Origin of the sequence: Brevundimonas sp. (genome assembly GCF_051858995.1) — a bacterium.
Classification (GTDB): Bacteria; Pseudomonadota; Alphaproteobacteria; order Caulobacterales; family Caulobacteraceae; genus Brevundimonas.
The window spans coordinates 134,309-159,351 of sequence record NZ_JBHYGN010000012.1; the positions used below are offsets into that span (position 1 = coordinate 134,309).

28 protein-coding genes are annotated in these 25,043 nt (G+C 67.3%); 18 read left to right on the forward strand and 10 right to left on the reverse strand.

Annotated features, from left to right (window positions below; translation table 11 throughout):
- Positions 1-114: 114 nt before the first annotated feature.
- Entirely contained in the window at positions 115-699 is a 585-nt protein-coding gene (locus tag ACTIEF_RS14340; RefSeq protein ID WP_439472818.1) for a DUF2239 family protein, read from the forward strand.
- Here the strand turns inward: ACTIEF_RS14340 and ACTIEF_RS14345 are convergent.
- The 4 genes from ACTIEF_RS14345 to cobS all read right to left on the reverse strand — a co-directional run bounded on the left by ACTIEF_RS14345 (position 696) and on the right by cobS (position 4,321).
- Positions 696-2,441 carry a response regulator gene (locus ACTIEF_RS14345; protein WP_439472819.1) on the reverse strand — a complete coding sequence of 582 codons (1,746 nt, stop codon included), beginning with the start codon at positions 2,439-2,441 and terminating at the stop codon, positions 696-698. The two genes, ACTIEF_RS14340 and ACTIEF_RS14345, sit on opposite strands and share 4 nt — an antisense overlap.
- A 97-nt stretch (positions 2,442-2,538) precedes the next feature.
- Complete coding sequence (locus ACTIEF_RS14350; protein ID WP_439472820.1) at positions 2,539-2,934, reverse strand: hypothetical protein; 396 nt, start codon at positions 2,932-2,934, stop codon at positions 2,539-2,541.
- The gene (locus tag ACTIEF_RS14355) at positions 2,931-3,317 is read right to left on the reverse strand and encodes a hypothetical protein (RefSeq protein ID WP_439472821.1); all 387 of its coding nucleotides are present in this window, start codon (positions 3,315-3,317) and stop codon (positions 2,931-2,933) included. The genes ACTIEF_RS14350 and ACTIEF_RS14355 overlap by 4 nt, the downstream gene beginning before the upstream one ends.
- Positions 3,317-4,321: a cobaltochelatase subunit CobS gene (gene cobS, locus ACTIEF_RS14360; RefSeq protein WP_439472822.1), complete on the reverse strand. Its 1,005-nt coding sequence runs from the start codon at positions 4,319-4,321 to the stop codon at positions 3,317-3,319. The genes ACTIEF_RS14355 and cobS overlap by 1 nt, the downstream gene beginning before the upstream one ends.
- A gap of 124 nt (positions 4,322-4,445) precedes the next feature.
- Here cobS and ACTIEF_RS14365 point away from each other — a divergent pair, with 124 nt between their 5' ends.
- Genes ACTIEF_RS14365 through ACTIEF_RS14380 form a run of 4 tightly spaced genes read left to right on the forward strand, consistent with a single transcriptional unit; the run spans position 4,446 to position 8,099 of the window.
- Positions 4,446-5,078: a TetR family transcriptional regulator gene (locus ACTIEF_RS14365; RefSeq protein WP_439472823.1), complete on the forward strand. Its 633-nt coding sequence runs from the start codon at positions 4,446-4,448 to the stop codon at positions 5,076-5,078.
- Positions 5,075-6,037, forward strand: coding sequence for an HlyD family secretion protein (locus tag ACTIEF_RS14370; RefSeq protein ID WP_439472824.1), 963 nt, complete (start codon positions 5,075-5,077; stop codon positions 6,035-6,037). The genes ACTIEF_RS14365 and ACTIEF_RS14370 overlap by 4 nt, the downstream gene beginning before the upstream one ends.
- Positions 6,034-6,972 carry an ABC transporter ATP-binding protein gene (locus tag ACTIEF_RS14375; protein ID WP_439472825.1) on the forward strand — a complete coding sequence of 313 codons (939 nt, stop codon included), beginning with the start codon at positions 6,034-6,036 and terminating at the stop codon, positions 6,970-6,972. Before ACTIEF_RS14370 ends, ACTIEF_RS14375 begins: the two co-directional genes overlap by 4 nt.
- Positions 6,972-8,099: an ABC transporter permease gene (locus ACTIEF_RS14380; protein WP_439472826.1), complete on the forward strand. Its 1,128-nt coding sequence runs from the start codon at positions 6,972-6,974 to the stop codon at positions 8,097-8,099. The genes ACTIEF_RS14375 and ACTIEF_RS14380 overlap by 1 nt, the downstream gene beginning before the upstream one ends.
- A 7-nt stretch (positions 8,100-8,106) precedes the next feature.
- Here the strand turns inward: ACTIEF_RS14380 and ACTIEF_RS14385 are convergent, their stop codons facing one another.
- Complete coding sequence (locus tag ACTIEF_RS14385; RefSeq protein WP_376863815.1) at positions 8,107-8,535, reverse strand: organic hydroperoxide resistance protein; 429 nt, start codon at positions 8,533-8,535, stop codon at positions 8,107-8,109.
- A gap of 129 nt (positions 8,536-8,664) precedes the next feature.
- Between ACTIEF_RS14385 and ACTIEF_RS14390 the strand changes: the two genes are divergently transcribed.
- Positions 8,665-9,117: a MarR family winged helix-turn-helix transcriptional regulator gene (locus ACTIEF_RS14390; protein WP_439472827.1), complete on the forward strand. Its 453-nt coding sequence runs from the start codon at positions 8,665-8,667 to the stop codon at positions 9,115-9,117.
- Here ACTIEF_RS14390 and ACTIEF_RS14395 read toward each other — a convergent pair.
- A complete protein-coding gene (locus tag ACTIEF_RS14395; protein ID WP_439472828.1) occupies positions 9,114-9,785 on the reverse strand; it encodes a J domain-containing protein in 672 nt (223 codons plus the stop codon). The genes ACTIEF_RS14390 and ACTIEF_RS14395 overlap by 4 nt on opposite strands.
- A gap of 45 nt (positions 9,786-9,830) precedes the next feature.
- Between ACTIEF_RS14395 and ACTIEF_RS14400 the strand changes: the two genes are divergently transcribed.
- From ACTIEF_RS14400 to egtB, 7 genes are all read left to right on the forward strand, one after another.
- Positions 9,831-10,127, forward strand: a complete 297-nt coding sequence (locus ACTIEF_RS14400) for a BolA family protein (protein WP_439472829.1) — start codon at positions 9,831-9,833, stop codon at positions 10,125-10,127.
- Positions 10,128-10,237: 110 nt separating this feature from the next.
- Positions 10,238-12,067, forward strand: coding sequence for an ATP-binding protein (locus ACTIEF_RS14405; RefSeq protein WP_439472830.1), 1,830 nt, complete (start codon positions 10,238-10,240; stop codon positions 12,065-12,067).
- Positions 12,068-12,221: 154 nt separating this feature from the next.
- Positions 12,222-12,665 (forward strand): RcnB family protein, encoded by a 444-nt coding sequence (locus tag ACTIEF_RS14410; protein WP_439472831.1) that lies wholly within the window; start codon positions 12,222-12,224, stop codon positions 12,663-12,665.
- 107 nt (positions 12,666-12,772) lie between these two features.
- Positions 12,773-14,464, forward strand: coding sequence for a cisplatin damage response ATP-dependent DNA ligase (locus tag ACTIEF_RS14415; RefSeq protein WP_439472832.1), 1,692 nt, complete (start codon positions 12,773-12,775; stop codon positions 14,462-14,464).
- A 53-nt stretch (positions 14,465-14,517) separates the two neighbouring features.
- On the forward strand, positions 14,518-15,495 hold the full coding sequence (locus tag ACTIEF_RS14420) for a mechanosensitive ion channel family protein (protein ID WP_439472833.1): 978 nt from the start codon (positions 14,518-14,520) through the stop codon (positions 15,493-15,495).
- Between the two features lie 3 nt (positions 15,496-15,498).
- A complete protein-coding gene (locus ACTIEF_RS14425; protein WP_439472834.1) occupies positions 15,499-16,512 on the forward strand; it encodes a threonine aldolase family protein in 1,014 nt (337 codons plus the stop codon).
- Positions 16,513-16,614: 102 nt separating this feature from the next.
- Positions 16,615-18,771, forward strand: a complete 2,157-nt coding sequence (gene egtB, locus ACTIEF_RS14430) for an ergothioneine biosynthesis protein EgtB (protein ID WP_439472835.1) — start codon at positions 16,615-16,617, stop codon at positions 18,769-18,771.
- Between the two features lie 61 nt (positions 18,772-18,832).
- Here egtB and ACTIEF_RS14435 read toward each other — a convergent pair whose 3' ends face one another.
- Positions 18,833-19,069, reverse strand: coding sequence for a general stress protein (locus ACTIEF_RS14435; protein WP_439472836.1), 237 nt, complete (start codon positions 19,067-19,069; stop codon positions 18,833-18,835).
- 118 nt (positions 19,070-19,187) lie between these two features.
- The gene (locus ACTIEF_RS14440) at positions 19,188-19,343 is read right to left on the reverse strand and encodes a hypothetical protein (RefSeq protein WP_439472837.1); all 156 of its coding nucleotides are present in this window, start codon (positions 19,341-19,343) and stop codon (positions 19,188-19,190) included.
- A 132-nt stretch (positions 19,344-19,475) separates the two neighbouring features.
- Between ACTIEF_RS14440 and ACTIEF_RS14445 the strand changes: the two genes are divergently transcribed.
- A complete protein-coding gene (locus ACTIEF_RS14445) occupies positions 19,476-19,766 on the forward strand; it encodes a hypothetical protein (protein WP_439472838.1) in 291 nt (96 codons plus the stop codon).
- A gap of 3 nt (positions 19,767-19,769) precedes the next feature.
- Here the strand turns inward: ACTIEF_RS14445 and ACTIEF_RS14450 are convergent, their stop codons facing one another.
- Entirely contained in the window at positions 19,770-20,483 is a 714-nt protein-coding gene (locus ACTIEF_RS14450; RefSeq protein ID WP_439472839.1) for an MBL fold metallo-hydrolase, read from the reverse strand.
- A gap of 186 nt (positions 20,484-20,669) precedes the next feature.
- Here ACTIEF_RS14450 and tig point away from each other — a divergent pair, with 186 nt between their 5' ends.
- From tig to ACTIEF_RS14470, 4 genes are all read left to right on the forward strand, one after another.
- Positions 20,670-22,013 (forward strand): trigger factor, encoded by a 1,344-nt coding sequence (gene tig / locus ACTIEF_RS14455; protein ID WP_439472840.1) that lies wholly within the window; start codon positions 20,670-20,672, stop codon positions 22,011-22,013.
- Between the two features lie 144 nt (positions 22,014-22,157).
- Positions 22,158-23,090, forward strand: coding sequence for a hypothetical protein (locus ACTIEF_RS14460; RefSeq protein WP_439472841.1), 933 nt, complete (start codon positions 22,158-22,160; stop codon positions 23,088-23,090).
- Between the two features lie 105 nt (positions 23,091-23,195).
- Positions 23,196-23,843, forward strand: a complete 648-nt coding sequence (locus ACTIEF_RS14465; RefSeq protein WP_439472842.1) for an ATP-dependent Clp protease proteolytic subunit — start codon at positions 23,196-23,198, stop codon at positions 23,841-23,843.
- Between the two features lie 76 nt (positions 23,844-23,919).
- A complete protein-coding gene (locus ACTIEF_RS14470) occupies positions 23,920-24,243 on the forward strand; it encodes a hypothetical protein (RefSeq protein WP_439472843.1) in 324 nt (107 codons plus the stop codon).
- Positions 24,244-24,249: 6 nt separating this feature from the next.
- Here ACTIEF_RS14470 and ACTIEF_RS14475 read toward each other — a convergent pair whose 3' ends face one another.
- Entirely contained in the window at positions 24,250-24,897 is a 648-nt protein-coding gene (locus ACTIEF_RS14475; protein ID WP_439472844.1) for an HAD-IB family hydrolase, read from the reverse strand.
- Between the last annotated feature and the right edge of the window lie 146 nt (positions 24,898-25,043).

Consider the following 25,043-nt stretch of genomic DNA (forward strand, 5'->3'; position numbering starts at 1 on the left):
AGCAGGCTTCTTCGTCGCGGCCTCCAGATTGTGTCCGGGTAATATTGAAGCCGTCATTGTGTCCGGGTAATAACCCGGCCTCGCGCCGCTCCGGCCGCATGTTTGAGGTCCGTCATGTCCGCCCATCCCAACCCTTCCGTCCTCGCCTTCGCCGGTGACCGCCTGCTGGCCCAAGGATCTCTGGGCGAGGTCCTGCCGACGGTCCACGCGGCGGTCGGGGCCGGGGAAGCGGTGCTGGTTCTCGACGCCGTCTCGGGCAAGGTCATCGACCTGGACCTGCGAGGGACCGCCGCCGACGCCCTGGCCCGGCTGGCGCCCGCGCCCGAGCCGGAGAAGCGCGGGCCGGGTCGGCCCAGGCTGGGCGTCACCGCCCGCGAGGTCACCCTGCTGCCGCGCCACTGGGACTGGCTCTCGGCCCAGTCCGGCGGCGCCTCGGTCGCCCTGCGCAAGCTGGTCGAAGGCGCATTGAAGGAGGCCGAGGGGCCGGACCGCGCCCGGGCGGCCAAGGACGCGACCTACCGGCTGATGACCACCCTCGCGGGCGACCGGCCGGGCTACGAGGAGGCGACGCGGATGCTGTTCGCGGGCGATTGGACCGCCTTCGACGCGGCGGTCGCCGACTGGCCCGCCGATGTCCGGACGGCGGTTCTGGCGCTCGCCGAGCCCGGCTGGCGCAACGGGCTGGGCCGACCGGCCTAAGCCGCTTCCGCGACGGTGGCCAGCGCGCCGTGCAGGGCCTCGATCTCGATGGGCTTGCGCAGAACCCCGTCGGCCCCGGCGGCGCGATAGCGGGCCACGTCCTCATCGAAGACGTTGGCGGTCAGCATGTGGACGGGCAGGCGGGGGCGGCCGGTCTCGACCTCCTCGGCGCGGATGGCTGTCAGGGCCTGGACCCCGTCCATCACCGGCATCATCACGTCCATCAGGACCAGGTCGAAGCCGCCGCCCCGCGCCGCCTCGACCGCCTCGGCGCCGTTCTCGACCAGGGTGACCGTCGCGCCGAACTGCTCCAGCAGCATGCGCAGCAGGCGGCGGTTGGCCTCGTGGTCCTCGGCGGCCAGAACCGACAGGGACCGGACCTCGGCGGTCGGCGGGGCGGCCTCGGCGATCCGGGCGCGCGGCGCGGGCAGGTTGATGTGGAACAGGGCGCCGCCGGTTTGGCTGTCGCCCACCCCGATACGCCCGCCCAGCCCCTCGACATTGGCGCGGCAGATGGCCAGCCCCAGGCCGGCGCCCCCGGCGGCGCGCCCGGCCTCCAGCTGTTCGAACGGCTGGAAGATGCGCTCGCGCTGGGCTTCGGGCACGCCCGGCCCCTGATCCTCGACCTCGATGCGCAGGGCGACCGTGTCGCTGTCGCGCGGCAGGGCCATGGCGCGGATGCGGATGACGCCCGACGGCGTGAGCTTCAGCGCGTTGGACAGCAGGTTGATCACCACCTGCTCGATCCGTCCGGCGTCGGTGGCGACGATGAAGTCCTCGGGCGCGCCGTGGCAGTCGACCTCCAGCGTCAGACCCAGTTCCTCGCCGCGCAGCCGCCAGACACGGGCGACGGAGGCCAGCAGGGCGCGCACATCGGTCGGGGCCAACTGGGGCTCGCTCTGGCCGGACTCGATCTTGGACAGGTCCAGCGCGCCGTTCAGCAGGCGCAGCAGCATGCCGCCCGCGTCGCCCATGTCCTCGATCAGTCCGGCCTCTTCCTTGCCGCGCCGCTTGCGCCGCAGCACCTCGACGATGCCGAGGATGACGTTCAGCGGGGTGCGGACCTCGTGGCTGATCATGGCCAGGAAGCGGGACTTGGCGCGGTTGGCGGTCTCCGCCGCCTCACGATCCGCGCGGGCCTCCTCCAGCGCGGCGTGCAGGGCGACGGAGCTCTGGGTCAGGTCGACATAGAGTTCGACGGTCTCACGGTCGCTGGTCGCCTGCCGCCAGGCCGCGCCGGTGACGCCGAGGATGAACAGCAGGACGCTGGCCAGCAGGGGGGCGTCGAGGCCGAACTCGCCCCAGGCGATCAGGCCCATGGTGACGGACGGCGGCACGACCGCGACGGCGAAGCTGACCCGGCTGACGTGCACCTGCAGCGCCCCGACCATCAGATTGCCGACGATCAGCATGACGAACTGCGGTAGCAGTTCGGGCTCCAGCCTCCATGCCGCCAGCACGAACAGGGCGCAGTGCGTGGCCAGACAGAAGGTCAGGCCCTCCGTGTGCCGCTTCAGCCGTCGCCAGGCGCCGTCCTCTTCCGGGTTCAGCCGCGCCCGCTCCACCACCCGCCAAAGAAGGATGTAGAGGATCGACTGGATGACGGCGAAACTGACGGCCCAGGGCCAGGGCGCCAGCCACAGGGTGATGCCGAAGATGCCCGCGACGGACAGCAGGCGGATCAGGAACATGTCCCGATAGCGGGTCGCATAGGCCCGCACATGTTCGGTACTCTTGATCACTGGACGCCCGCCTGCACTTGCGGATGAAGGCTTTAAGCGGTGCAGCTTAAGGAGGGGTCAATCCGGGGCATACGTCGTGCACTCGCAGGAGTCGCAATCAGACTGGTTTTGAGAGCCTTCCGCGGATCGCCTCTTTTACTTTCTTGGCATCCAAGTGCGCTCTGATTGCAAAAAAACTCAAAACTGCACCTACGCAAAAGCAGGCTATCCAAAGACCAGCGTTCGAAGCGTCCCCCAAGGTAATTGTCTGGCCACTTCTGATTTTCTCAAAGGTGACCAAGAAGCTTGGTGTTAGTCCGATCCATGCGCCTATGGCGGTGGTAGATAAGGACGATGTTATCGGTCGAGATATATTGACGAGGGAATCTAGCTCGTAATCCCAAATTTTGTGCCACGTAATGGAATCTGGCGAGGTCTCGAGAATCGTGACCTGCGCCGGTTTCGATTCACGATTGTTGCCTTGCTGTGCTGCGTAGTCATTATCAACGGTCATGACGCTGGCTCGTCGGACGCTGTAAATGTGTACCACAGTGTCCGAATGCTAGCGGTGCCTTGAGCTAAGGACAGCATCATGAATGACATGTGCAAATGCCTGTCGCTCCCAAATTTGGCTATATTCTTTAGCTCTTGACCTAAGCCTGCAGGCGGTATTGCGCCAGAAATAGTAATTTTGGCAGTTTTATTGTCTATCTTTTCTCGGAATATATTGACGGGTTTGCTTTCGTCATATTGGACCTCTATAACATAGAATAGGTCGCGCACTTGGATGCGAGCGGAATGTTGTGCGAATCCGAAAACAACATGGCCGCTGGAAAGAACGGGTCGATCAGCAACCCAAGCTTTGCTTTCAGAAGAAAAGGCCCATTCTTCGTTCATTATCCCACCTTCACCCGTGTCGCCGCTTCCGGCAGGTCCTCGCCGAACGCGCGCTGGTAGAACTCCGCGATGGTCGGGCGTTCCAGTTCGTCGCACTTGTTCAGGAAGGTGAGGCGGAAGGCCAGGCCGATGTCGCCGCCGAAGATGCCCGCGTTCTGGGCCCAGGTGATGACGGTGCGGGGGCTCATGACGGTTGAGATGTCGCCGTTCATGAAGGCGTTGCGGGTCATGTCGGCGACGCGGACCATGGCGGCGACAGTGTTGCGGCCGTCGGCGGTGGCGTACTCGGGCGCCTTGGCGATCACGATCTCGGTCTCGACGTCGTGGTCGAGGTAGTTGAGCGTGGTCACGATGTTCCAGCGGTCCATCTGACCCTGATTGATCTGCTGGGTGCCGTGGTACAGGCCCGAGGTGTCGCCCAGACCGATGGTGTTGGTGGTCGAGAACAGGCGGAACCACTTGTTGGGGCGGATGACGCGGTTCTGGTCCAGCAGGGTCAGGCGGCCCTGCGCCTCCAGCACGCGCTGGATGACGAACATCACGTCCGGACGACCGGCGTCATACTCGTCGAAGACCAGAGCGATCGGGCGCTGCAGGGCCCAAGGCAGCATGCCCTCGCGGAACTCGGTGATCTGCTTGCCGTCCTTGAGGACGATGGCGTCCTTGCCGACCAGATCGATGCGGCTGACGTGGCTGTCGAGGTTCAGGCGGACCAACGGCCAGTTCAGTCTGGCGGCGACCTGCTCGATATGGGTCGACTTGCCGGTGCCGTGATAGCCTTGGACCATCACGCGACGGTCGAAGCTGAAGCCGGCGCAGATGGCCAGCGTCGTCTGCGGGTCGAAACGGTAGGCCTCGTCAATCTCGGGCACATGGCTGTCGCGCTCGGCGAAGACCGGCACGGTCATGTCGCTGTCGATGCCGAACAGCTCACGCACGGTGGCGTTGCGGTGCGGCTCCAGCGTCAGAAGGGGGTCGGGCGTCGAGTCGAGGAGGGAGGTCATGCGCCACCCTTAGAAGTCCCGCGCGGCGGGGTCCAGCCTGTCGGAACAGCTGTTGGGAGAACGATGCTTCACAGCATGATGGCGCCATGTTAATAACTGACTGGTCAGTTAGAAAGAGCTTGCGATGTTGCCTCCCGGGGAACCCAAATTCCGGCGTCGGCCCGCCGACCGGCCCGCCGAGATCCTCGCCGCGGCGCTGGAGGTGTTCGCGGCCTATGGCTTCCACGCCGCGCGGCTGGAGGAGGTGGCGAAGCGGGCGGGCGTCTCGAAGGGCGCGCTGTATCTCTACTTCGAAACCAAGGCCGACCTGTTCCGCGCGGTGATCCAGAATGCGGTCTCGCCCAATATCGAGCAGGTGAAGGCGATGGCTCTGGCCGCCGCCGCGCAGGGGTTCGAGACGGCTGTGCGGACCGGCGTGGGCCTGCTGGCGCGCAATGTGATCAGCGACCGGCGGATCAGCGGCGTGGTCCGGCTGGTCATCGCCGAGAGCCGGACCCACCCCGAGCTGGCGACAATCTGGCACGAGACGGTGGTGGCGCCTGGGCTGGAACTAATGACCCGCCTGATCGCCGAGGCACAGGCGCGCGGCGAGGTGAGGGCGGGGGATCCGCGCCTGTTCGCCTTCAGCATGATGGGGCCGCTGATCCTGTCGATCATCTGGCGCGAGACCTTTGAACCGGTCGGCGCCGAGCCCGTGGATGTGGCGGCGCTGGCGGACCAGCACATCGAGACCGTCCTGAAGGGAGTGCGGCCATGAAGCGCCTGCGACCGGCGTTGATCCTCGGGGCCCTGATCGCGCTGGGAGTGGCGGGGTGGTGGGTCTTCCTGCGGCCGGACCCGGCCATCACCCTGACCGGCTATATCGAGGGCGAGCGGGTCTATCTGTCGGCGCCGGTCTCAGGTGCGGTGGCTCAGCTCTATGTGCGCGAGGGCGGACGGGTGGAGGCGGGCGGCCGCACCTTCCTGATTGATCCGGGGGTGCAGCAAGCCCAGGCCGAAAGCGCGGCGGCGGGCGTCGGGGCGGCGCAGGCGCGGGTGGAGGACCTGACCAAGGGCCAGCGGGCCGAAGAGCTGTCGGTCTATGACGCCGAACTACAGGCGGCGCTGGCCAGCGAGCGGCAGGCGGACGCCGACTACAACCGCATCGCGCCGCTTGTGCGTCAGGGCATCTACGCCCCCGCGCGGCTGGATCAGGTGCGGGCGGCGCGCGACGCGGCCCGGGCCCAGACCGCCGCCGTGCGTCGCCGCCGCGAGGTCGCCACCCTGGGCGCGCGGCAGGACGCGGTGGCGCAGGCCCGCCAGCAGGTGGCCCAGGCCGAGGGCGGGCTGGCGGAGGCGAGCGTGCGCCTGCGTCAGCTGTCACCGGTCTCGCCGTCTCCGGCGCGGGTGGAGGAAGTCTTCTACCAGCCGGGCGAATGGGCGCCCGCCAACCAGCCGATCCTGGCCCTACTGCCGGACCGGGAGGTGAAGCTGGTCTTCTTCGTGCCCGAGGCCGAAATGGCGGGCTATCGGCCCGGTCGGACGGTGCGCTTCACCTGCGACGGCTGTGAGCGCGAGGGGATGGCGACGGTCAGCTGGATCAGTCCGCGGCCCGAGTTCACCCCGCCGATCCTGTACAATCGCGGCAGTCGCGACCGGCTGGTCTATCGCGTCGAGGCGCGGCCTGGGAACGCGGCGGATCTGAACCCCGGCCTGCCGGTGGACGTGCGGCCGTGACCGGCGTTGACCCCGTGATTGACGTGCGGGGGCTGAACAAGGCGTTCGGCGCCCTGCAGGCGGTCAAGGATTTCGGCATCACGGTCCAGCGCGGTCGCATCTGCGGTTTTCTGGGGCCGAACGGGGCGGGGAAGACGACGACCCTGCGCATGCTGTGCGGCCTGCTGACGCCGGACAGCGGGCAGGGGACGGTGCTGGGCTTCGACGTCATGAAGCAGTCGCGCGAGATCAAGACGCGGGTCGGCTACATGACCCAGAAATTCTCACTCTACGAAGACCTGTCGATCGAGCAGAACCTGATGTTCACGGCGCGGGTGCACGAGCTGCGGGACCGGCGGGCCACGGTGCAGGCGGCGCTGGAGCGGCTGGGGCTGGAGAAGCGGCGGGCGCAACTGGCGGGCAATCTGTCCGGCGGGTGGAAGCAGCGGCTGGCGCTGGCGGCTGCGACCCTGCATCAGCCGGACCTGCTGTTGCTGGACGAGCCGACGGCGGGGGTGGACCCCGAGGCGCGGCGCACCTTCTGGGACGAGATCCACGCGCTGGCGGCGGACGGCATGACCGTGCTGGTCTCGACCCACTACATGGACGAGGCCGAGCGCTGTCACGAGATCGCCTATATCGCGGGCGGGCGGACGCTGGCGCGCGGGACGGCGGATGAGGTGATCGACGCCTCGGGCCTGATCACCTTCCACGCCGAAGGGCCGGGCGCGGACCGGCTGGCGCCGCAGCTGCGCGGCAAGCCGGGCGTGGAGATGGTCGCGCCGTTCGGGACGGTGCTGCACGTCTCCGGCCGGGACCGCGCGGCGCTGGAGGCGGCCATCGCGCCACTAAGAAAGGCGCCGCTGGTGTGGAGCGAGACGCGGCCGACGCTGGAGGATGTCTTCATCCAGCTGATCCACGACATCGAGGCGGAGAAGGTGAGGGAGGCTACCTGATGTTCTCCTGGACCCGGACATGGGCCGTGATGGCCAAGGAATTCATCCAGCTGACGCGGGATCGGCTGACCTACGCGATGATCCTGGCCCTGCCGATCATCCAGTTGCTGCTGTTCGGCTATGCGATCAACGACGATCCCCGCAACCTGCCGACGGCGGTGCTGGTGCAGGACAACGGCGGCTTCTCACGCTCGATCCTGACGGCGCTCGACAACAGCGGCTATTTCCGGATCACGCTTCAGGCGCGCAGCCAGGGCGAACTGGACCGGGCGCTGGCGCGCGGCGACGTGCAGTTCGCGGTGATCATCCCGGCGGACTTCACCAAGCGGGTCGTGCGGGGCGACCGGGCGCAGATCCTGGTCGAGGCCGACGCGGCGGACCCTTCGGCGACCAGCGGGGCGGTGGCGGCCATCGCCAACCTGCCGCAACAGGCGCTGGCGCGGGAACTGACCGGGCCGCTGGCGAGCCGGGCGCCGGGCGTGCAGCCGTTCGAGGTGGTGATCCACCGGCGCTACAATCCCGAGGCCATCACGGCCTACAACATCGTGCCGGGCCTGCTGGGCGTGATCCTGTCGATGACGCTGGTGATGATGACGTCGCTGGGCATGGCGCGAGAGCGCGAACGGGGGACCATGGAGAGCCTGCTCTCGACCCCGGTCCAGCCGCTGGAGGTGATGATCGGCAAGCTGACCCCCTATGTGCTGGTGGGGCTGCTGCAGGCGGTGGTGATTCTGGTGATGGCGCGGGTGCTGTTCGCCGTGCCGATGAGCGGCGGCTGGATCGCGCTGATCCTGGGCCTGAACCTGTTCATCATCGGCTCGCTGGCGCTGGGCTTCCTGATCTCGACCCTGGCCAAGACCCAGCTGCAGGCGATGCAGATGAGCTTCTTCTACATGCTGCCGTCGATCCTGCTGTCGGGCTTCATGTTCCCGTTCCGGGGCATGCCGGAGTGGGCGCAGGCCATCGGCACGGCGATCCCCGTCACCCATTTCCTGCGGGTGGTGCGGGGATCGCTGCTAAAGGGCGTCGGCATCGAGAACGCCGGGCCCAGCCTGACGGCGCTGGGCCTCTTCGTGCTGGTGGTCGGGACGCTGGCGATGCTGCGCTACCGGACCACGCTGGACTGAAGATGGATCAGACCGCCTTCAGCGCCACGTCGACGTTGCCGCGGGTGGCGTTCGAATACGGGCAGACCTGGTGGGCCTTCTGGATCAGGTCGTCGATGACCGACTGCTCCAGACCGGTGTCCGACACAGTGATGGCGATGTCCAGGTTGAAGCCTTCACCGCGCGTGTTCGGGCCGATGCCGACGCTGGTGCTGATCTTGGTGTCGGGGCCGACCGGGGTGCCCGCCTTGCCCGAGACCAGACGCAGGGCGCCCATGTAGCAGGCGGCGTAGCCAGCGGCGAACAGCTGTTCCGGGTTGGTGCCGGCGCCGCCCTTGCCGCCCATTTCGGCGGGCAGGGAGAGCAGGACGTCGATCTTGCCGTCGTCGGTGGTCGAACGGCCTTCATCGCGGCCGCCGCCGGTGGAGGTGGCGTGGGCGGTATAGAGAACCTGCATGAGAAACTCTCCTTGAGCGCCGTCGCGTCGGCGAGTTGTTTATCGCGATAACGAATAGATAGGCGTGGGCGAGGCGGCTGTCCAGCGGAAAATTAGCGCGAAAGTGATTATTGTAATAAGTAATCGCTCATGGCCCAGACCGCTCTCCCGCCGCTGACCCTCGACGACCAGCTGTGCTTCGCCCTGTACTCCGCTTCCATGGCGGTGGGACGACTGTACAAGCCGCTGCTGGATGAAATGGGCATCACCTATCCGCAGTTCCTGGTGCTGACGGCCCTGAACGACGAGGGGACGCTGACGGTCGGCGGTCTGGCGGCGCGGCTGGGGCTGGAGCCGAGCACCATCACCCCGCTGGTCAAGCGGCTGGAGGCCGCCAGGCTGGTCCAGCGCAAGCGCGGGCTGAAGGACGAGCGTCAGGTCGAGGTCAGCCTGACCGAAGCCGGGGACGAGATCATCGCCCGCACGCCGTGTCTGGCCGAGGCCCTGCTGGGCAAGGCGGGGATGTCGGTTCCGGAGCTGAAGGCCTTCAAGGCGCAGGTGCGGGACTTCGGCGCGCGGATCGCCGCAGCGGCGAAGGATTAGGCCGCCAGCCCCGCCTTCTTCAGCGTCTTGTAGGCCTTGATGACGCGCTGGAGCTTCGCTTCGGCGCCGCGGTCGCCCTGGTTCAGGTCCGGGTGGAAGCGCTTGAGAAGCTCGTGATAGCGCGCCTTGACCGCCGCATTGTCGGTGCGGACGTCCAGATCCAGATCGGCGAGGGCGGATTGCTCGAGCTTGCCGATGCGCGGATCTTCCGGAGCCCGGGTCGCCTGCTCGGTGGTGCGGCGGCCGAACAGGCCGAAGCTGTCGCGCCATGAGCCCGCGCCCTGATTGTTGGACGTGCCCATCTTGGCGGCGAAGGCGGCGGCCTCGCGCGTGAACTTGCCCGCCTGCATTTCCCAGGTCGGGCGACCGCCGGTCATGGCTTCATTCTCCTGGGCGGCGCGGACCTCGCCCTCGCTCATCCCGGCGTAGAAGTTCCAGCCCTTGTTGTACTCGCCCGCGTGGCGCTGACAGAAATTGTAGAAGTCGTTCAGCCGCTCGCGGGACTTGGGCGCCTTGGCCGTGGCGGCGAGACGGCAATCCGGCCAGTCGCAGGGTTTCTCGCCCGGCTTGAGGTGCAGGACATCGGCTTCCGCCGCCTCCTCCTCGGGCTTTGGCGGCTTGATGCGCATATCCTTGAAGCGCGGCGTGTATTGAAAGGCGGACGACATCGCACGAAGTGTAGGGGCGAATTAGACCGCAACAAGGACTTGACGATGCCCGAAGGCCCCGTCGCGACAATTATCCGCGAGAAACTGACCGCCGGACTGGCGCCGGAGCGCCTGGAGATCGAGGACGACAGCTGGCGTCACGCCGGTCACCACCATGAAGGCGGCATGGACGCCAAGCCGGGCGGTGAGAGTCACTTCAATCTGACTGTGGTCTCGGCCGCCTTCGTGGGGCAGGGGCGGGTGCAGCGCCAGCGAGCGGTGAACGGCCTGCTGCGCGAGGAGCTGGCGGGACCGGTCCACGCCCTGTCGATCAAGGCCCTGACGCCGGAAGAGGTTGTATAAGGTCAAGCTTGGCGAACAATGGTTGTCATGAAAGCGTCAGCGTTCACTTCGTCTTAGGGGGTTCCACGTAGCGTCCGCGCCGGGTTGTGAACTCTCTAGGCGGGGCTGGGATGGTTGAATCGGACGGCATCGGAAAGCCCGCTGGCGGCGACCCGGATTCCGGGGAAGCCGCGCAGGCTTTGCGCGCCATCCTGCAAACCCAGTATCTGCGCTATCTGATCATCGCCAGTTGGGCGATCGGCCTGCTGGCCACGGTCGGCTGGACCGCCGCGACCCTGTGGTTCGTGGGCACCCTGGCCGCCGGCGCCATCCGCGGCGCTGTCGAGAAGCGCATCAGCCAGCGCGTCGGCACGGGCTGGGGTCTGGTCTTCCCGGCGGTCGCTACCGCCACCACCGCAGCCTGGGCCGTCGCCCCGCTGCTGGCATGGTTCTCGGACGCCACCTTTGGTCCGTCGCTGGGCATGACGCTTCTGGTCGCCGGCTATGTGCTGGTGTTTGCGCAGCTTAGAAGCTCGCCGCGTCAGGCCATCGTCATCTCTTCGCCCTACGGCGTCGCCGCGCTGATCATCGCCGGCAGCCTGTGGGGCAAGCCCGAGTTCTGGCAGTTCGTGGCCGTGGTGCCCTTCACCGCCGCCGGCCTGTTCGTGCTGGTCACCATGACCATGCTGCGCGAGGAGCGCATTCGCGCCTTCCAGGAGCATCAGGCCCATCTGATCGAGGAGCTGGAATCGGCTCGTGACAAGGCGAACGCCGCCAACGACGCCAAGTCGAACTTCCTCGGCGTCATCTCGCACGAGCTGCGCACCCCGATGAACGGCGTGCTGGGCGCGGCCCAGCTGCTGGGCGCGACGCGGCTGGAGCCGACGCAACGCGAATATCTGTCGATCATCCGTAACTCGGGCGACAACCTGCTGAGCCTGCTGAACGACATCCTCGACATGACCAAGATCGAGGCGGGCAAGATGACATTCGAGGTCGTGGACGTGAATGTCGAGGATCTCGACAAGCGCGTCACCGGTCCGTTCCAGGCCCAGGCCGAGGCCAAGGGACTGGATTTCGTGGCCGTCCGCGAGGGCGAGATCCCGGCCGTGGTGCGCGGCGATCCGCTGCGCGTCTGCCAGGTGATTCACAACCTGCTGTCCAATGCGGTCAAGTTCACCGACGCCGGCCAGATCACCTATACGGTGCGCGGCGAGCGTCTGGACGATCAGCACGTCCGCTTCGACTTCCTGATCCGCGATTCGGGCTCGGGCATCGCGCCGGAAGATCTGGCGCGGCTGTTCCAGCCCTTTACCCAAGTCGACGCCTCCTCGACGCGTCGGTTCGGCGGCACGGGGCTGGGCCTGACCATTTCGCGCCGCATGGCCAACATCATGGGCGGCGACATTACCGTGGAATCGACCGTGGGCGAGGGCTCGACCTTCACCTTCAGCGTCGAGGCCGAGGTCGTGCGCTGGGTTGAGGAAGACGAGGCCGAGGCCATCGTCGCCGAGATCGAGGGCGGCCAGTCGCTGAACGTGCTGGTGGTCGAGGATCATCCGGTCAACCGCATGATCCTGGAAGCCTGGATGTCGTCGGCCAGCCACACCTCGGCCACCGCCGAGAACGGCCAGATCGCCATCGAGGCCGCCGGCGAGCAGCGCTTCGACCTGATCATCATGGACGTGAACATGCCGGTGATGGACGGCCTGACCGCCACCCGCGCCATCCGCGCCGGGAATGGGCCGAACCGCGAAACGCCGGTGGTGGTGCTGTCCGCCTCGGCCCGGATCGAGGACCATCAGGCCGGCCTGGACGCGGGCGCCGACGCCTATCTGAACAAGCCGATCGATTTCGCGGCCCTGGCCATGGTGATGAACCGGGTCAACGCGGGTCGGGCGGGCGTGCGCGCCCTGTCGATGCAGCAGGAAGCCGCCGCGCAGTCCGCACAGGCCGCCTGAGGCGCGTCCTGTATCACCGGTGAAACACTGCGGTCTGAAATCCGGCGCTCCGCTGAACGTCGGGTGAGGCGCGCCGTTCAGGCCGGGCTCAAGGCGCCGGGTCCAGTGTGGGGACAAGCCGAAGTCGTTCGGCCCCACGAACTGGAGACAGACCATGAAAAAGGTTCTCACCGCCGCCATCGCCGCGACCCTGGCTCTGGGTTCGGTCGGCGCCGCCCACGCCGCCGCGCCGCAGGTGCGTGGCCATGACCGCCATGAACAACGGCAGGACCGCCGCGACGATCGGGCCGAGCGCCGCGATGATCGCCGCGAGGCCCGCCAGGATCAACGCGCCTACGCCCGCTGGCAGCAGTCGCAGCGCCGCTACAGCGCGGGTCGCTACACCCCGCCGCGCGGCTACCAGACCCGGGCCTGGTCCTATGGCCAGCGGATGCCCGCGAACTATCGATCCAGCGCCTATGTGGTCCGCAACTACAGCGCCTACGGCCTGCGCCAGCCGCCCTCGGGCTATCAATACGTCCGCACCGGCAATGACGTGGTCCTGACGGCCGTCGCGACCGGGCTGATCACCGCCGTCATCGCGGGGCTTTTCAACTAAGGGCCTAAAGCTCGATGCACGGCTTGAGGCCGATCAGCGACTTCACCCCGGAGGGAGACTTCCGGGGTGTTTCGCGTTTGGATGGGACTGTCGCTGACCGGGGGCCGATGCGCGCTTTCGCTGAACTGCTGGATCGCCTGTCGCTGACGGGATCGCGCAACGCCAAGCTGGTGTTGCTGCGCGACTATCTGCGGGCGACGCCGGACCCGGACCGGGGCTGGGCGCTGGCGGCCCTGACCGGCGATCTGAGCTTTGACGCGGCCAAGCCCGCCATGATCCGCAAGGCGGTGGAGGCGCGGATCGATCCGGTGCTGTTCCGCTGGTCCTATGACTATGTCGGCGATCTGGCGGAGACGGTGGCGCTGATCTGGCCCGCTGATCCCGCGCACCGGCCCAACCGCGAACCGGAACTGGCCGAGGTGGTCGAGGCGCTGCGCATGGCGAAGCGGGGCGAGGTCGAGGGGCTGCTGGTCGGCTGGCTGGATGCGCTCGAGCCGAAGGCGAGGTGGGCGCTGCTGAAGCTGATGACCGGGGCGCTGCGGGTCGGGATGTCGGCCCAGCTGGCGCGGACGGCGGTGGCGATGATGCGGCCAGAGACCTTCAGCGCGCCGCCGGAGCCGGGCGGCGAGGAGACGGTTCAGGCGCTGGAGCCGCTGACGACCGCCGACATCGTCGAGGTCTGGCACACGGCGGAGCCACCTTATGCGCCCCTGTTCGCCTGGGTCGAGGGCCGGGGAGAGCGGCCGGACACCGAGACGCCGGGCCGGTTCCGCCAGGTCATGCTGGCCGTGGCGCTGGATGAGGCGGCGGATTTCGGGAAGCTGGATCCCGCCGACTATCTCGCGGAATGGAAGTGGGACGGCATCCGGGTGCAGGCGGTGCGCGAGCAGGGCGTGGCGCGGCTGTTCTCCCGCCACGGCGACGAGATCACCGGAGCCTTTCCCGATGTGATGGACGGCCTGACCTTCGAGGGCGCGGTGGATGGGGAGTTGGTGGTCTGGCGAGACGGGGCGGTGGCGCCCTTCGGGGACCTGCAGCAGCGGCTGAATCGCAAGACGGTGGATGCGAAGACCATGGCGGCCCATCCGGCGGCCATCGTCGCCTATGACCTGCTGGCCGAGGGGGGCGAGGATCTGCGCGGCCTGCCACTGACCGAACGACGGGCGCGGCTGGAGGCGATGTTGACGGACGGCGGGGAGCGGCTGCACCTCTCTCCCATCGTGTCCTATGCGGATTGGGACGAACTGGCGGTTCTGCGGGCTGACCCGCCGGTGGGCGCGGCGGCCGAGGGGCTGATGCTCAAGCGCCGGGACAGCGCCTATGTGGCCGGCCGCCCCAAGGGGCCGTGGTTCAAGTGGAAACGCGATCCACACGTCATCGACGCGGTGCTGATGTACGCCCAGCGCGGCCACGGGAAGCGCTCCAGCTTCTATTCCGACTACACCTTCGGGGTCTGGACCGAGGATGGGACGCTGAGCCCGGTCGGCAAATCCTATTTCGGCTTCACCGACGAGGAGCTGAAGCAACTGGACAAGTTCGTGCGGGATCACACGGTCGAACGGTTCGGGCCAGTGCGGTCAGTGAAGGCGACGCGGGACTTCGGTCTGGTGCTGGAGATCGCCTTCGAGGGGTTGCAGCGTTCGACGCGGCACAAGTCGGGGGTGGCCATGCGCTTCCCGCGCGTCAGCCGAATTCGCTGGGACAAGCCCGCGCGCGAGGCCAACACCCTGAACGACGTCATGGACCTGCTGGACGCCATCGAAAGCGGTGGCGGGCGGGTGGCGAAGCCCAAAAGCTGAGCAAATTCGGTCTTCGGGGTTCCAATCCGGGACTCGTGCGTTAGACCCGGCCCATGTCGAACCTCGTCGCTCCCCTGAACGAGGCGGTCGCCGCGGGCCAGAAGGCCGCCACGCTGGACGCCGCCATGATCGCCAAGCTGACCGATATGGCCGGCGACTTCGCGATCAATCTGTCGATCGCCGTCCTGATCCTGGTGATCACCGTCTTCGCCTCGCGCTGGGCGTCGGGGGTGACCCGGCGGGCCCTTTCGCGGGTGCGCGGCTTCCGCCACGACCCGACCGTTCTCAGCTTCGCCGTGCAGGTGGTGCGGGTCGTGGTCTTCCTGATCGGCTTCATCGCCGTGCTGCAGCGGCTGGGCGTCCAGACGACCTCGATCATCGCCGTTCTGGGCGCCGCGTCGCTCGCGGTCGGCCTGGCCCTGCAGGGCACGCTGTCGAACGTGGCGGCGGGGGTGATGCTGCTGATCCTGCGACCCTATCGTGTGGGGGATGTGGTCGACATCGGCGGACGCGCGGGCACGGTTCAGCGGCTGGACCTGTTCCTGACCCAGATGGCGGACGCCAACAACGTCAAGATCGTGGTGCCCAACTCCAAGGTCTTCGGCGACACCATCCTGAACCTGTCCGGGCAGAAGACCCGCCGGATGGAGCTGAAGATCGGCGTCGGCTACGGCGATAATCTGAACACCGCGCGCGACGCCCTGATCGGGGCGGCGGCGGCGCACAACCTGGTTCTGACCGACCCCGCGCCCTGGGCCGGGGTGACGGCCCTGCTGGACAGTTCGGTCGAGATGACACTGCAGGCGTGGACCAGGTCCGAAGACTACTGGCAGACCAAGGCTGATGTGCTTCAGGCCGCCAAGGAGGCGCTGGACGCCGCCGATATCGAAATTCCGTTCCCGCATCAGGTCGCCGTGCCTTATGGCGAAGATGACAAGCCCGAGCCGCCCAAGCCGTGGAGGGCTCGCAAGGCACCGGTCGGCGACGCTGCGCCCTCGACCGGTCCGACCGACACCGCCAGCGAGGGGTAGGCCGTGCGTTACGATTTCGGGTCCGACAACACCGCCGGCATGGCGCCCGCGGCCCTTGAGGGGCTGATCGCGGCCAATGCGGGCTATGCGCGGGCCTATGGCTCGGACGACATCACCGCCCGCGCCGCCGACCAGATTCGCCAGCGACTGGATGCGGACGCCGAGATCCGCTTCGTGTTTTCGGGCACGGCGGCGAACGCTATCGCCCTGTCGATGCTGGCCTGGCCGCATGAGGCGGTGCTGGCCCATCACGCCGCCCATATCTGCACCGACGAGACCGGCGCGCCCGGCTTCTTCGGTCAGGGCGTCGGCCTGATCGGCCTGCCGGGCTTTTCCGGCAAGATCGAACTGGCCTCGCTGCAGGCGGCGCTAGACGAGCCGGAGGTCGGCCACCGGCAGCCCGCGGCGGCGCTGAGCCTGACCCAGGCGACCGAGTACGGCGCCGTCTACACTGAGGAAGAACTGCGCCACCTCATCGAGCCGGTGAAGGCGCGCGGCTATGGCGTGCATATGGATGGGGCGCGGCTGGCCAACGCGGCGGCGGCGGGCTTCGACCTGACCCAGATCGCCCGGCTGGGCGTGGATATCCTGGTCTTCGGTGGGGCCAAGGCGGGCGCCAACTGCACCGAAGCCATCGTGATGTTCGACAAATCGCTGGCGCGGCGGATCGACAACCGGCTGAAGCAGGCCGGGCAGGTAGCCTCCAAGAGCCGGTTCCTGGCCGGGCCGTTCCTTGGGCTGCTGGAGAGCAAGGCCTGGGAGGATGGTGGGGCCCACGCCAATCTGATGGCCCAGCGGCTGGCCGAGGGCATTGTCGCCAACACCCCCTTCGTCCTGGCCCATCCGGTCGAGGCCAATGCGGTGTTCGTGCGCATGCCGCCGCGCGCCCATCAGCGGCTGAACGAACTGGGCTGGGCCTGTTACCGCTTTGACGACGGCTCGGTCCGCTTCGTCTGTTCCTGGGCGACCCGGGAAGAGGTGGTCGACGAGGTGATCGAGGCCATGCGCGGCCTGTAAGGCCGGGTCTGGCGCCAGACTGCTGACAGGAACGGGACCGGCGGGTGGCAGTTAAGCTCAAGCCGTCCCATGTTTCGGGTTCACGGCGGGGAGCCAGTCCGCATGAATGTCCATCTGCCTGCACGCACCCTCCTTCAAGGGGATATCGACCTGTACCGCGAGGTGCGGGCGGCGATGCCGGCGTTGGCGGAGGGCCTGTCGCCCGAGGACCTGTCGGCGCAGTCCATGGCCGACTGCAGCCCCGGCAAATGGCATCTGGCGCACACCAGCTGGTTCTTCGAAGCGATGATCCTGTCGCGGGAGCCCGGCTATCAGCCGGTCGATGAACGCTGGCAGGTGCTGTTCAACAGCTATTACGAGGCGCTGGGCGAACGCGTCGCGCGGCACGAGCGCGGACTGATGACCCGACCCTCGCTGGACGAGGTGCTGGCCTACCGGCGCGAGATCGACCGCCGGATGGTGGCCTGGCTGGGGCAGGGGGATATGGACGCCCGCGCCCGCTATCTGTTCACGCTGGGCCTGCATCACGACCAGCAACATCAGGAGCTGTTCCTGATGGATATTCTGAACCTGATGTGCCGCTCGCCCCTGTTCCCGGCGGCCTATGCGGAGGAGCCGCGCCGGCGGGCGTCGGAGCCCGCACGGGGCGGAGAGACAGCCTTCGACGGCGGGCTGGTCCAGATCGGTCGTGACGGCGAGGACTTCGCCTTCGACAATGAGGGACCGCGCCACAGAGCCTGGCTGGAACCCTATGGGCTGGCCAACGATCTGGTGACCAACGGCGACTGGCTGCGTTTCATCGCAGCCGGCGGCTATGCGCGGCCCGAGCTGTGGCTGTCGGACGGCTGGGCGACGGTGAAGGCCGAGGGCTGGACCGCGCCCCTGTACTGGTCGCGCGAGGGCGACGACTGGTCGGTGATGGGCCTTACGGGCCGTCATCCGGTCGATCCGGACGCGCCGGTGCGCCACATCAGCCTATACGAGGCCGACGCCTACGCCCGCTGGGCCGGCAAGCGCCTGCCGACCGAGGCGGAGTGGGAGCATGCGGTCGCCACCCGGCCCGAGGCGTTCGGCAACGCCTTCGGCGAGGTCTGGCAATGGACGGCCTCGGCCTATGCGCCCTATCCAGGCTTCCGCCCGACCGAGGGGACGGCCTCGGAGTACAATGGCAAGTTCATGATCAACCAGGCGGTGTTGCGGGGCTCGAGCTTCGCGACGCCCGAGGGGCATGCGCGGGCGACCTATCGCAACTTCTTCTATCCGCATCAGCGCTGGGCCTTCGCGGGTCTGCGGCTGGCGTCGGACAGACCTTCGGAGACGGCCCGCGTGACCGATGACGACAGCGCGGCCTTCCGCGACGATCTGATCGCGGGGCTGTCGGGCTCGCCCAAGCACACCTCGCCCAAATGGTTCTATGACGCGGCGGGGTCGGACCTGTTCGAGGACATCACCCGCCTGCCGGAATATTATCCGACCCGGCAGGAGGCGGCCTTGCTGCGGGCCGTGGCGCCGGAATGGACGCCCCTGTTCGGGCCGGGCGCGGTCTTGGTCGAGTTCGGCTCGGGCGCCAGCGAGAAGACCCGGATCGTGCTGGACGCCGCGCCGGACCTGTCCGCCTATGTGCCGGTGGACATCAGCCCGGAGGCGCTGGAGGCCGCCGCCGCCCGCATCCGCGCGGCCTATCCCAATCTGTGCGTCAGTCCGGTGGTCGGGGACTTTCTGGCGCTGGGCGATCTGCCGCAGGGTCTGGGGCAGGGGCGCAAGATTGGCTTCTTCCCCGGTTCGACAATCGGCAATCTGGCACCGGAGGAGGCGGTGGCCTTCCTGAGCGGCGCGCGTCGCCTGCTGGGCGAGGACGCCCTGTTCGTACTGGGGGTCGATCTGGTGAAGAATCCGGCGGTTCTGATCGCCGCCTATGACGACGCCCAGGGCGTGACTGCTGACTTCAATCGCAACCTGCTGGTCCGCGCCAATCGCGAACTGGGCGCGAACTTCGATCTGGACGCCTTCGCGCACCGGGCGGTGTGGAACGCCGAGGCCTCGCGCATCGAAATGCACCTGCAGGCGATGCGGAATATGGTTGTGAACATCGATGGGCGGCGCATTGCGTTTGGTCGGGGCGAGACCATTCACACGGAGAATTCGCGGAAATTCACCCAAGGCGCGGTCCGCGATCTGGCCGCCGCCTCAGGCTGGCGCGTCGCCGCCTTCCGCGAAGGACCCGCGCCCTCCGTGGCGCTGGCGCTGCTGGAAAGCTGAAACGGCAAAGGGCGGCGCCGTTCAGCGCCGCCCTTCACAAAGGCCTTCGGGGGAAGAAGGCTTACTCGACGCCGGTGTTCGTGCCGGTTTCCGGCTTTGGCGCGCGGGAACCGTGGGAGGCTTCGCCGCCCTTGCGCCCGGCCTGTGCGGCCAAGCTGCGGTCCTGCGAGAAGCTGCGTTTTTCACTGGGTACGCTTGCCCCGCCCTTGCGGGCGATCTCGCGCTGACGTTCCGGGTCCATCGAGGCGAAGCCCCGCTTGGAGACACCGGAGGCGCGGGTGGGCTGACCTTGGGCCATCGGAATTTCCTTTCGTGGCGACGGTGGCGGTTGCGAAATGAACCCTCTGACTCCCGTCCGGTTCCGACGCTTCGGTCACGGAAATGCGAACGAATCACAGCGCTTCCGGAAACCGCGATTACTCGTAGGGGCGCGAATCACCGGGGTTGCCGCCGCCGGGGTCCTGTTGCGGGACCTCCTCGGGCGTGGCTCCGGGCTCAAGGTCCGGACCCGGCGTATCGGGTGGCAGGATTTCCGGTTCGCCGGTCGGGCTGTCGGGTTCGATGTAGGTCATGGCGACCTCCTTTCACCGGAACCAACGCCACGGCGACGGGGCTGTTTCATCACGATCGCCCGCGCGGAACCCCCGGCGGACGCGGCGGATTGAGACGGAAACCATCCTCCCCGAAACCATGGAGCGCCTGACATGACCGAGACCTACGCCGGACAGACCCTGGCCGATGACATCGTCGATGAGTTCGACAGCCCGGCCAGCCGCCTCGACCGCGAGGCGGACGCCATCCTGCAGCGCGAGGAGATGCGATCGCTGGGCGTGCGTCCGATCCGGCAGGCATTGAAGGAAGACGCCCGCGCGGTCGGCGATTGGGGCAGGGCGCGGGCCGGACGCCTGCGCCACACGGTCGAGGAAGAGCCGGTGCGGTATTCGCTCTATGCGCTGGGCATCGGCGTGCTGATCGGTCTTCTGGCCGCGCGATAACCGTCAGGACGGGCCGGACGCGGGGCGCACGATGGGCGCGCCCTTCATAGCCTGATCCGAGACGAAGGGATTGCTTCGCCGTTCGGCTCCGAAGGTCGAGTGCGGGCCGTGGCCCGGGATGAAGGTCACGTCGTCGCCCAGCGGCCACAGCTTGGTGACGATGGCCTGCAGCAGGGCGCCGTGGTCGCTGCGCGGGAAGTCGGTGCGACCGATGCTCCCCTGGAACAGGACATCGCCGACCTGGGCGAAACGGGCTTCGCGGTTGAAGAAGATCACATGGCCGGGCGTGTGGCCGGGGCAGTGGAAGACCTCCCACGTCGTCTCGCCCAGCGTCACAACGTCGCCGTCATCCAGCCAGCGGGTCGGCGTGAAGCTGCGACAACCCGGCATGCCGTAGCGCAGGCCGTTCTCCGGGATCTGGTCGATCCAGAACTGGTCGGCCTCGTGGGGGCCGATGATGTCCAGCCCGGTCTTCTCCTGCATCTCGGCCGCGCCGCCCGCGTGGTCGAGGTGGCCGTGGGTGATCCAGATCGCGTCGAGCGTCAGTCCGTTTTGGGTCACGGCGGCCAGCAGGCCGTCGACCGAACCGCCCGGATCGATGATCGCGGCCTTCTTCGTCTTCTGACACCAGACGATGGTGCAGTTCTGCTGAAGCGGGGTAACGGGAACGACGCTGACGCCGACGGGGGAGGGGGCCGGGGGAGGGGACTGGCTCATGCCCCTACAGATAGCGGCGGGGACGCCGTACTGAAACCGCCACCTCACGTTGACCTTTGGGACGGTCATCGACATAAGGGCGGGCTTCAAAGGCGCCGCCCCCCGAAAGGGCGGCCCTTATTGCATTTCCCACACCGCGCGCGCCGGCCTCATTGGCGCCGCCCCAGAGCGTCAGATATCCCGACCATGCAAGTCGTCGAAAAGTCCTCCGAAGGCCTGAGCCGCGTGATCGCGGTGACCATTCCCGTCGCCGAGCTGAACGAAAAGCTGGACGCGCGCCTGAAGGAAGTCGCCCCGCAGATGAAGCTGAAGGGCTTCCGTCCGGGCAAGGTGCCGGTCGCGCACGTCAAGAAGACCTTCGGCCGTGACTTCATGGGCGAGATCATCAACGACTCGCTGAACACCTCCAGCCAGTCCGCCCTTGATGAAGCCAAGATCCGTCCGGCCGCTCCGGCCGAGATGAAGCTGGTCTCGGACATGGACAAGGTCATCGCCGGTCAGGAAGACCTGACCTACGAAATGTCGCTGGAAGTCATGCCGGAATTCACCCCGGTCGACGTCAAGACCCTGAAGCTGGATCGCCCGACCTATGAAGCGTCGGACGCCGATCTGGACGAAGCCCTGACGGAACTGGCCGGTCAGGCCAAGTCCTACGAGGACAAGAAGGGCAAGACGGTCAAGGCCGCCGAGGGCGACCAACTGACCATCGACTTCGTCGGCAAGCTGGACGGTGAAGTGTTCGAAGGCGGTTCAGCCGAGGACGCCGAGCTGGTCATCGGCTCGAACCGTTTCATCCCGGGCTTTGAAGAGCAGCTGAAGGGCGCCAAGGTCGGCGAAGAGAAAACTATCGAAGTTAGTTTCCCCGAGGACTACCAGGCCGCTCACCTGGCCGGTAAGGCCGCGACCTTCGACATCACCGTCAAGGCCATCAAGGCCGAGGCCGAAGCCAAGGTGGACGACGAGTTCGCCAAGCGCATCGGCCTGGAGTCGCTGGACAAGCTCAAGGAGCTGCTGTCGGCCAACCTGAACCAGCAGTACGCCGGCGCCGCCCGCTTCAAGCTGAAGCGCGCCCTGCTGGACCAACTGGACAAGGCCCACGACTTCCCGCTGCCGCCGAAGATGGTGGAAGCCGAGTTCGACGGCATCTGGCAGCAGGTCGAGGCTGACAAGGCCGCCGGTCGCCTGCCGGAAGACGACGCCAAGAAGTCGGAAGACGAACTGAAGACCGAGTATCGCAAGATCGCCGAGCGCCGTGTCCGCCTGGGTCTGGTCCTCGCCGAGATCGGCCGCGCCAACAACGTGACCGTTTCGGATCAGGAACTGAACAACGCCATCATGAACGAGGCCCGCAACTATCCGGGCCAGGAGCGTCAGGTGCTGGACTTCTACCGCCAGAACCCGAACGCCGCCGCCCAGATGCGCGCCCCGATCTATGAAGAGAAGGTCTGCGACCTGATCTTCTCGACCGCCGAAGTGACCGACAAGCCGATCACCAAGGAAGAGCTGCTCAAGGAAGAAGACGAGATCTGATCCCGGCCCGAGCCGACCTGATCCGGAAGAGCCGCCGCTGCCCTCGCAGCGGCGGCTTTTTCTTTGCCGTGGCGGCGAACGCTGGGCTGCCATACAAACGTTCGATGCGGGAAAGGGCCCGCGTTTCCATCTCCGGGATCAGTGATGAGTTTCCTGTCTGCGTCTCTCCTGGCGTTCAGCCTGCTGGCTCAGGACCCGGCCACGCCAACGCCGCAGGAGGGGACGCCGGCCGAGTTGGAGGACGTGGTGGTGCAGCGGCAGCGGCTGGAGCGCACCGTCCGCAACTTCGTCGATGACGTCACCGCTCCCTCGATGGGGCGAGGCCCCGCCCGCTGGGACCGGCAGGTCTGTGTCGGCATCGCCAACGTCCGCAATCCGGCGGCCCAGTACATCGTCGACCGGGTGTCGCAGGTCGCCATGGAGATAGGGCTGGAGCCCGGCGAGCCGGGCTGCCGGGCCAATGTGCTGATCATCGGCGCCTCGGATGGTCAGGCGCTGGCGCAGGGACTGGTCGAGGCGACCCCGCGCGCCTTCCGTCCGAACTGGGGCGGGGCGGATCGCGGCGCTCAGGCGCTGGAGCGATTCCAGCAGACCGACGCCGCCGTGCGCTGGTGGCATGTGGCCCTGCCGGTTGATTCCCAGACCGGCGCGCCCGCCGTCCGGATCCCCGGCGAGGAGGCCCGGATGATTTCGGTGTTCGCCGCCGCGCGCCTGCGCACCCAGGTCCAGAATAATCTGGAGAAGGCCATCGTCATCGTCGATTTCAGCCGGGCCGAAGGGCTGAACATCCAGCAGCTCGCCGACTACATCGCGATGGTAGCGCTGGCGCAGGTGGACCCGGAGGCGACCACGGGAGGGTTTGACACGGTCCTGAACATGTTCACGCCGGGCGTCGAAGTGGCAGGCCTGACGGACTGGGACCGCAGCTATCTGACGGCCCTTTACGGCGCGGAGCTGAACCAGGCCCGGCCGAGCCATCAGTCGGGCAGCGTCGCCAATGTCATGGTCCACGACCGCCGGGCGGCCAATGCCGTGGCCGCGGCAGCGGACAACCCCGAGCCGGCCCAGGGCGAGTGACGATCCGTCGCCCCCGCCTTGCGTCAACGCTTCGGCAAGACGATATCCTGTCCAAGAGGGACGGCGACTGCTGAGTCGCGCCCAAAAGCATCCGAGAAGGCCTGAATGCGCGATCCGATCGAACTGATGAACATGAATCTCGTCCCCATGGTGGTCGAGCAATCCAGCCGGGGCGAACGCTCGTTCGACATCTTCTCGCGCCTGCTGCGCGAGCGGATCATCTTCCTGACCGGTCCCTTCGAAGACGGCATGGCGTCGCTGATCTGCGCCCAGCTGCTGTTCCTGGAATCGGAGAACCCGAAGAAGGAGATCTCGATGTACATCAACAGCCCCGGCGGACAGGTGTCCTCGGCGCTCGCGATATACGACACCATGCAATACATCCGCTCGCCGGTTTCAACGGTGTGCATGGGCATGGCCGCCTCGGCCGGTTCGCTGATCCTGACGGCCGGCGCCGCCGGTCAGCGCGTGGCCCTGCCGAACGCCCGCGTCATGGTGCACCAGCCTTCGGGCGGCTTCCGCGGCCAGGCCTCGGACATCGAGCTGCATGCCGCCGATATCCGCTACACCAAGAAGCGCCTCAATGAGATCTACGTCGAGCACACCGGCCGCACCTATGAGGAAGTCGAAAAGACCCTCGACCGCGACCACTTCATGTCGGCCGAAGAAGCCAAGGCGTGGGGCATCGTGGACCACGTCTACGACCGCCGCGAACAGGCCGACGCCGACGGCGTGAAGACGCCCGGCAGCTGATCGAGGGCTTCGGTACGAAATGACGAAGGGCGCGCTGGAGACGGCGCGCCCTTTTTGTTTGTGCTATCAGCCCGGCATGCAGAATCTGACGCGTGACGCCGAAGGGACCGTCGAGGTCGAGGGCGAAATCTATCACTGGGCGCTTCGACGCCAGCCGCGGCCGACCCATGGCGGCCAGTGGGAGGGCATCGCCGTGACCCTGCGCCACGCCGACTACAAGCGCGAGGCGGTGGTCCAGTTTCCGCCGCCCCTGCGTCCGAACGGGCGTCCGGACACGGAGAAGCAGTTCGTGAACCTCGAATACGTCCGTAACGCCGTGACGGCGATCATCGAGGCGGGCTGGGAGCCCACCTCGCGCGGCAAGGCCGTCAGCTTCGACGTCGACGAACAGGGTCGGTGAGGGCGTTCAGGGGCGTTCTCTGAACACTCGGAAGCCCTTCTCGGCGGCGGCGGCGATCATTTCGGTGTCACCGGAGGTATCGCCGTAGGCGGCGGTCAGATGGACGTCGTCGCCATAGGCTGCGCGCAGACGTCGCACCTTCTCCTCGCCTCGGCAGTTTGGGGTGTCGAAGGCGCCCGTGATCCGGTCGTCGGAATCAAACGACAGATGGGTGCCCAGCAGGCCCTCGGCGCCGAGCCGACGGGCGAAGGGAGCGACCGTGGTCTCGGGACTGGCGGTCACGATTACGCGATGGGCGCCGCGTTTTCCCCAGTCATTCCAGACCTTGAGCGCATCCGGGCGCATGAAGTCGGCCCACATCTGTTCCGCGAACCGCTCGGCCTCCGCTTCCAATTCGGGACGGCTGACGCCCTTGAGGAATTCCTTCACCGAGGCGGCCTTGATCCGGCCCCGGTCCCGATCGCGGGCGTAGGCGGCGACCGCAGGCGCCATCTTCACGAGGCCCAGGGCCCAACCGCCCGGTCCGGCCCGCCAGCGCAGGAAGGCGGTGAAGCTGTCGCGGATGGTCAGGGTGCCGTCGAAGTCGAAGGCGACGACCGGCACGCCCTTTGCAACGATCTGGCGAAACTCATTAAGGGTTCCCATGTCAGACATTCGCCGTGATCCCCATCAACAGTGAACGTCCCAAAACCGGCAAAGGCCACGCTTTGGCGGGCTTGTGGCGGACGCGGGGATGGGTGATTGTCAATTTTTGAAGACCTTTGCGCCCAATGTTCGGGAATCAACGCGGAGGAAGCGCG

Bases quoted from the DNA above. Each gene is read 5' to 3' on its own strand.
- ACTIEF_RS14340 (WP_439472818.1), top strand. From the start codon at position 115: ATGTCCGCCCATCCCAACCCTTCCGTCCTCGCCTTCGCCGGTGACCGC.
- ACTIEF_RS14350 (WP_439472820.1), bottom strand. From the start codon at position 2,934: ATGACCGTTGATAATGACTACGCAGCACAGCAAGGCAACAATCGTGAA.
- ACTIEF_RS14355 (WP_439472821.1), bottom strand. From the start codon at position 3,317: ATGAACGAAGAATGGGCCTTTTCTTCTGAAAGCAAAGCTTGGGTTGCT.
- cobS (WP_439472822.1), bottom strand. From the start codon at position 4,321: ATGACCTCCCTCCTCGACTCGACGCCCGACCCCCTTCTGACGCTGGAG.
- ACTIEF_RS14365 (WP_439472823.1), top strand. From the start codon at position 4,446: ATGTTGCCTCCCGGGGAACCCAAATTCCGGCGTCGGCCCGCCGACCGG.
- ACTIEF_RS14370 (WP_439472824.1), top strand. From the start codon at position 5,075: ATGAAGCGCCTGCGACCGGCGTTGATCCTCGGGGCCCTGATCGCGCTG.
- ACTIEF_RS14380 (WP_439472826.1), top strand. From the start codon at position 6,972: ATGTTCTCCTGGACCCGGACATGGGCCGTGATGGCCAAGGAATTCATC.
- ACTIEF_RS14385 (WP_376863815.1), bottom strand. From the start codon at position 8,535: ATGCAGGTTCTCTATACCGCCCACGCCACCTCCACCGGCGGCGGCCGC.
- ACTIEF_RS14390 (WP_439472827.1), top strand. From the start codon at position 8,665: ATGGCCCAGACCGCTCTCCCGCCGCTGACCCTCGACGACCAGCTGTGC.
- ACTIEF_RS14395 (WP_439472828.1), bottom strand. From the start codon at position 9,785: ATGTCGTCCGCCTTTCAATACACGCCGCGCTTCAAGGATATGCGCATC.
- ACTIEF_RS14400 (WP_439472829.1), top strand. From the start codon at position 9,831: ATGCCCGAAGGCCCCGTCGCGACAATTATCCGCGAGAAACTGACCGCC.
- ACTIEF_RS14405 (WP_439472830.1), top strand. From the start codon at position 10,238: ATGGTTGAATCGGACGGCATCGGAAAGCCCGCTGGCGGCGACCCGGAT.
- ACTIEF_RS14410 (WP_439472831.1), top strand. From the start codon at position 12,222: ATGAAAAAGGTTCTCACCGCCGCCATCGCCGCGACCCTGGCTCTGGGT.
- ACTIEF_RS14415 (WP_439472832.1), top strand. From the start codon at position 12,773: ATGCGCGCTTTCGCTGAACTGCTGGATCGCCTGTCGCTGACGGGATCG.
- ACTIEF_RS14420 (WP_439472833.1), top strand. From the start codon at position 14,518: ATGTCGAACCTCGTCGCTCCCCTGAACGAGGCGGTCGCCGCGGGCCAG.
- egtB (WP_439472835.1), top strand. From the start codon at position 16,615: ATGAATGTCCATCTGCCTGCACGCACCCTCCTTCAAGGGGATATCGAC.
- ACTIEF_RS14435 (WP_439472836.1), bottom strand. From the start codon at position 19,069: ATGGCCCAAGGTCAGCCCACCCGCGCCTCCGGTGTCTCCAAGCGGGGC.
- ACTIEF_RS14440 (WP_439472837.1), bottom strand. From the start codon at position 19,343: ATGACCTACATCGAACCCGACAGCCCGACCGGCGAACCGGAAATCCTG.
- ACTIEF_RS14445 (WP_439472838.1), top strand. From the start codon at position 19,476: ATGACCGAGACCTACGCCGGACAGACCCTGGCCGATGACATCGTCGAT.
- ACTIEF_RS14450 (WP_439472839.1), bottom strand. From the start codon at position 20,483: ATGAGCCAGTCCCCTCCCCCGGCCCCCTCCCCCGTCGGCGTCAGCGTC.
- tig (WP_439472840.1), top strand. From the start codon at position 20,670: ATGCAAGTCGTCGAAAAGTCCTCCGAAGGCCTGAGCCGCGTGATCGCG.
- ACTIEF_RS14460 (WP_439472841.1), top strand. From the start codon at position 22,158: ATGAGTTTCCTGTCTGCGTCTCTCCTGGCGTTCAGCCTGCTGGCTCAG.
- ACTIEF_RS14465 (WP_439472842.1), top strand. From the start codon at position 23,196: ATGCGCGATCCGATCGAACTGATGAACATGAATCTCGTCCCCATGGTG.
- ACTIEF_RS14470 (WP_439472843.1), top strand. From the start codon at position 23,920: ATGCAGAATCTGACGCGTGACGCCGAAGGGACCGTCGAGGTCGAGGGC.
- ACTIEF_RS14475 (WP_439472844.1), bottom strand. From the start codon at position 24,897: ATGTCTGACATGGGAACCCTTAATGAGTTTCGCCAGATCGTTGCAAAG.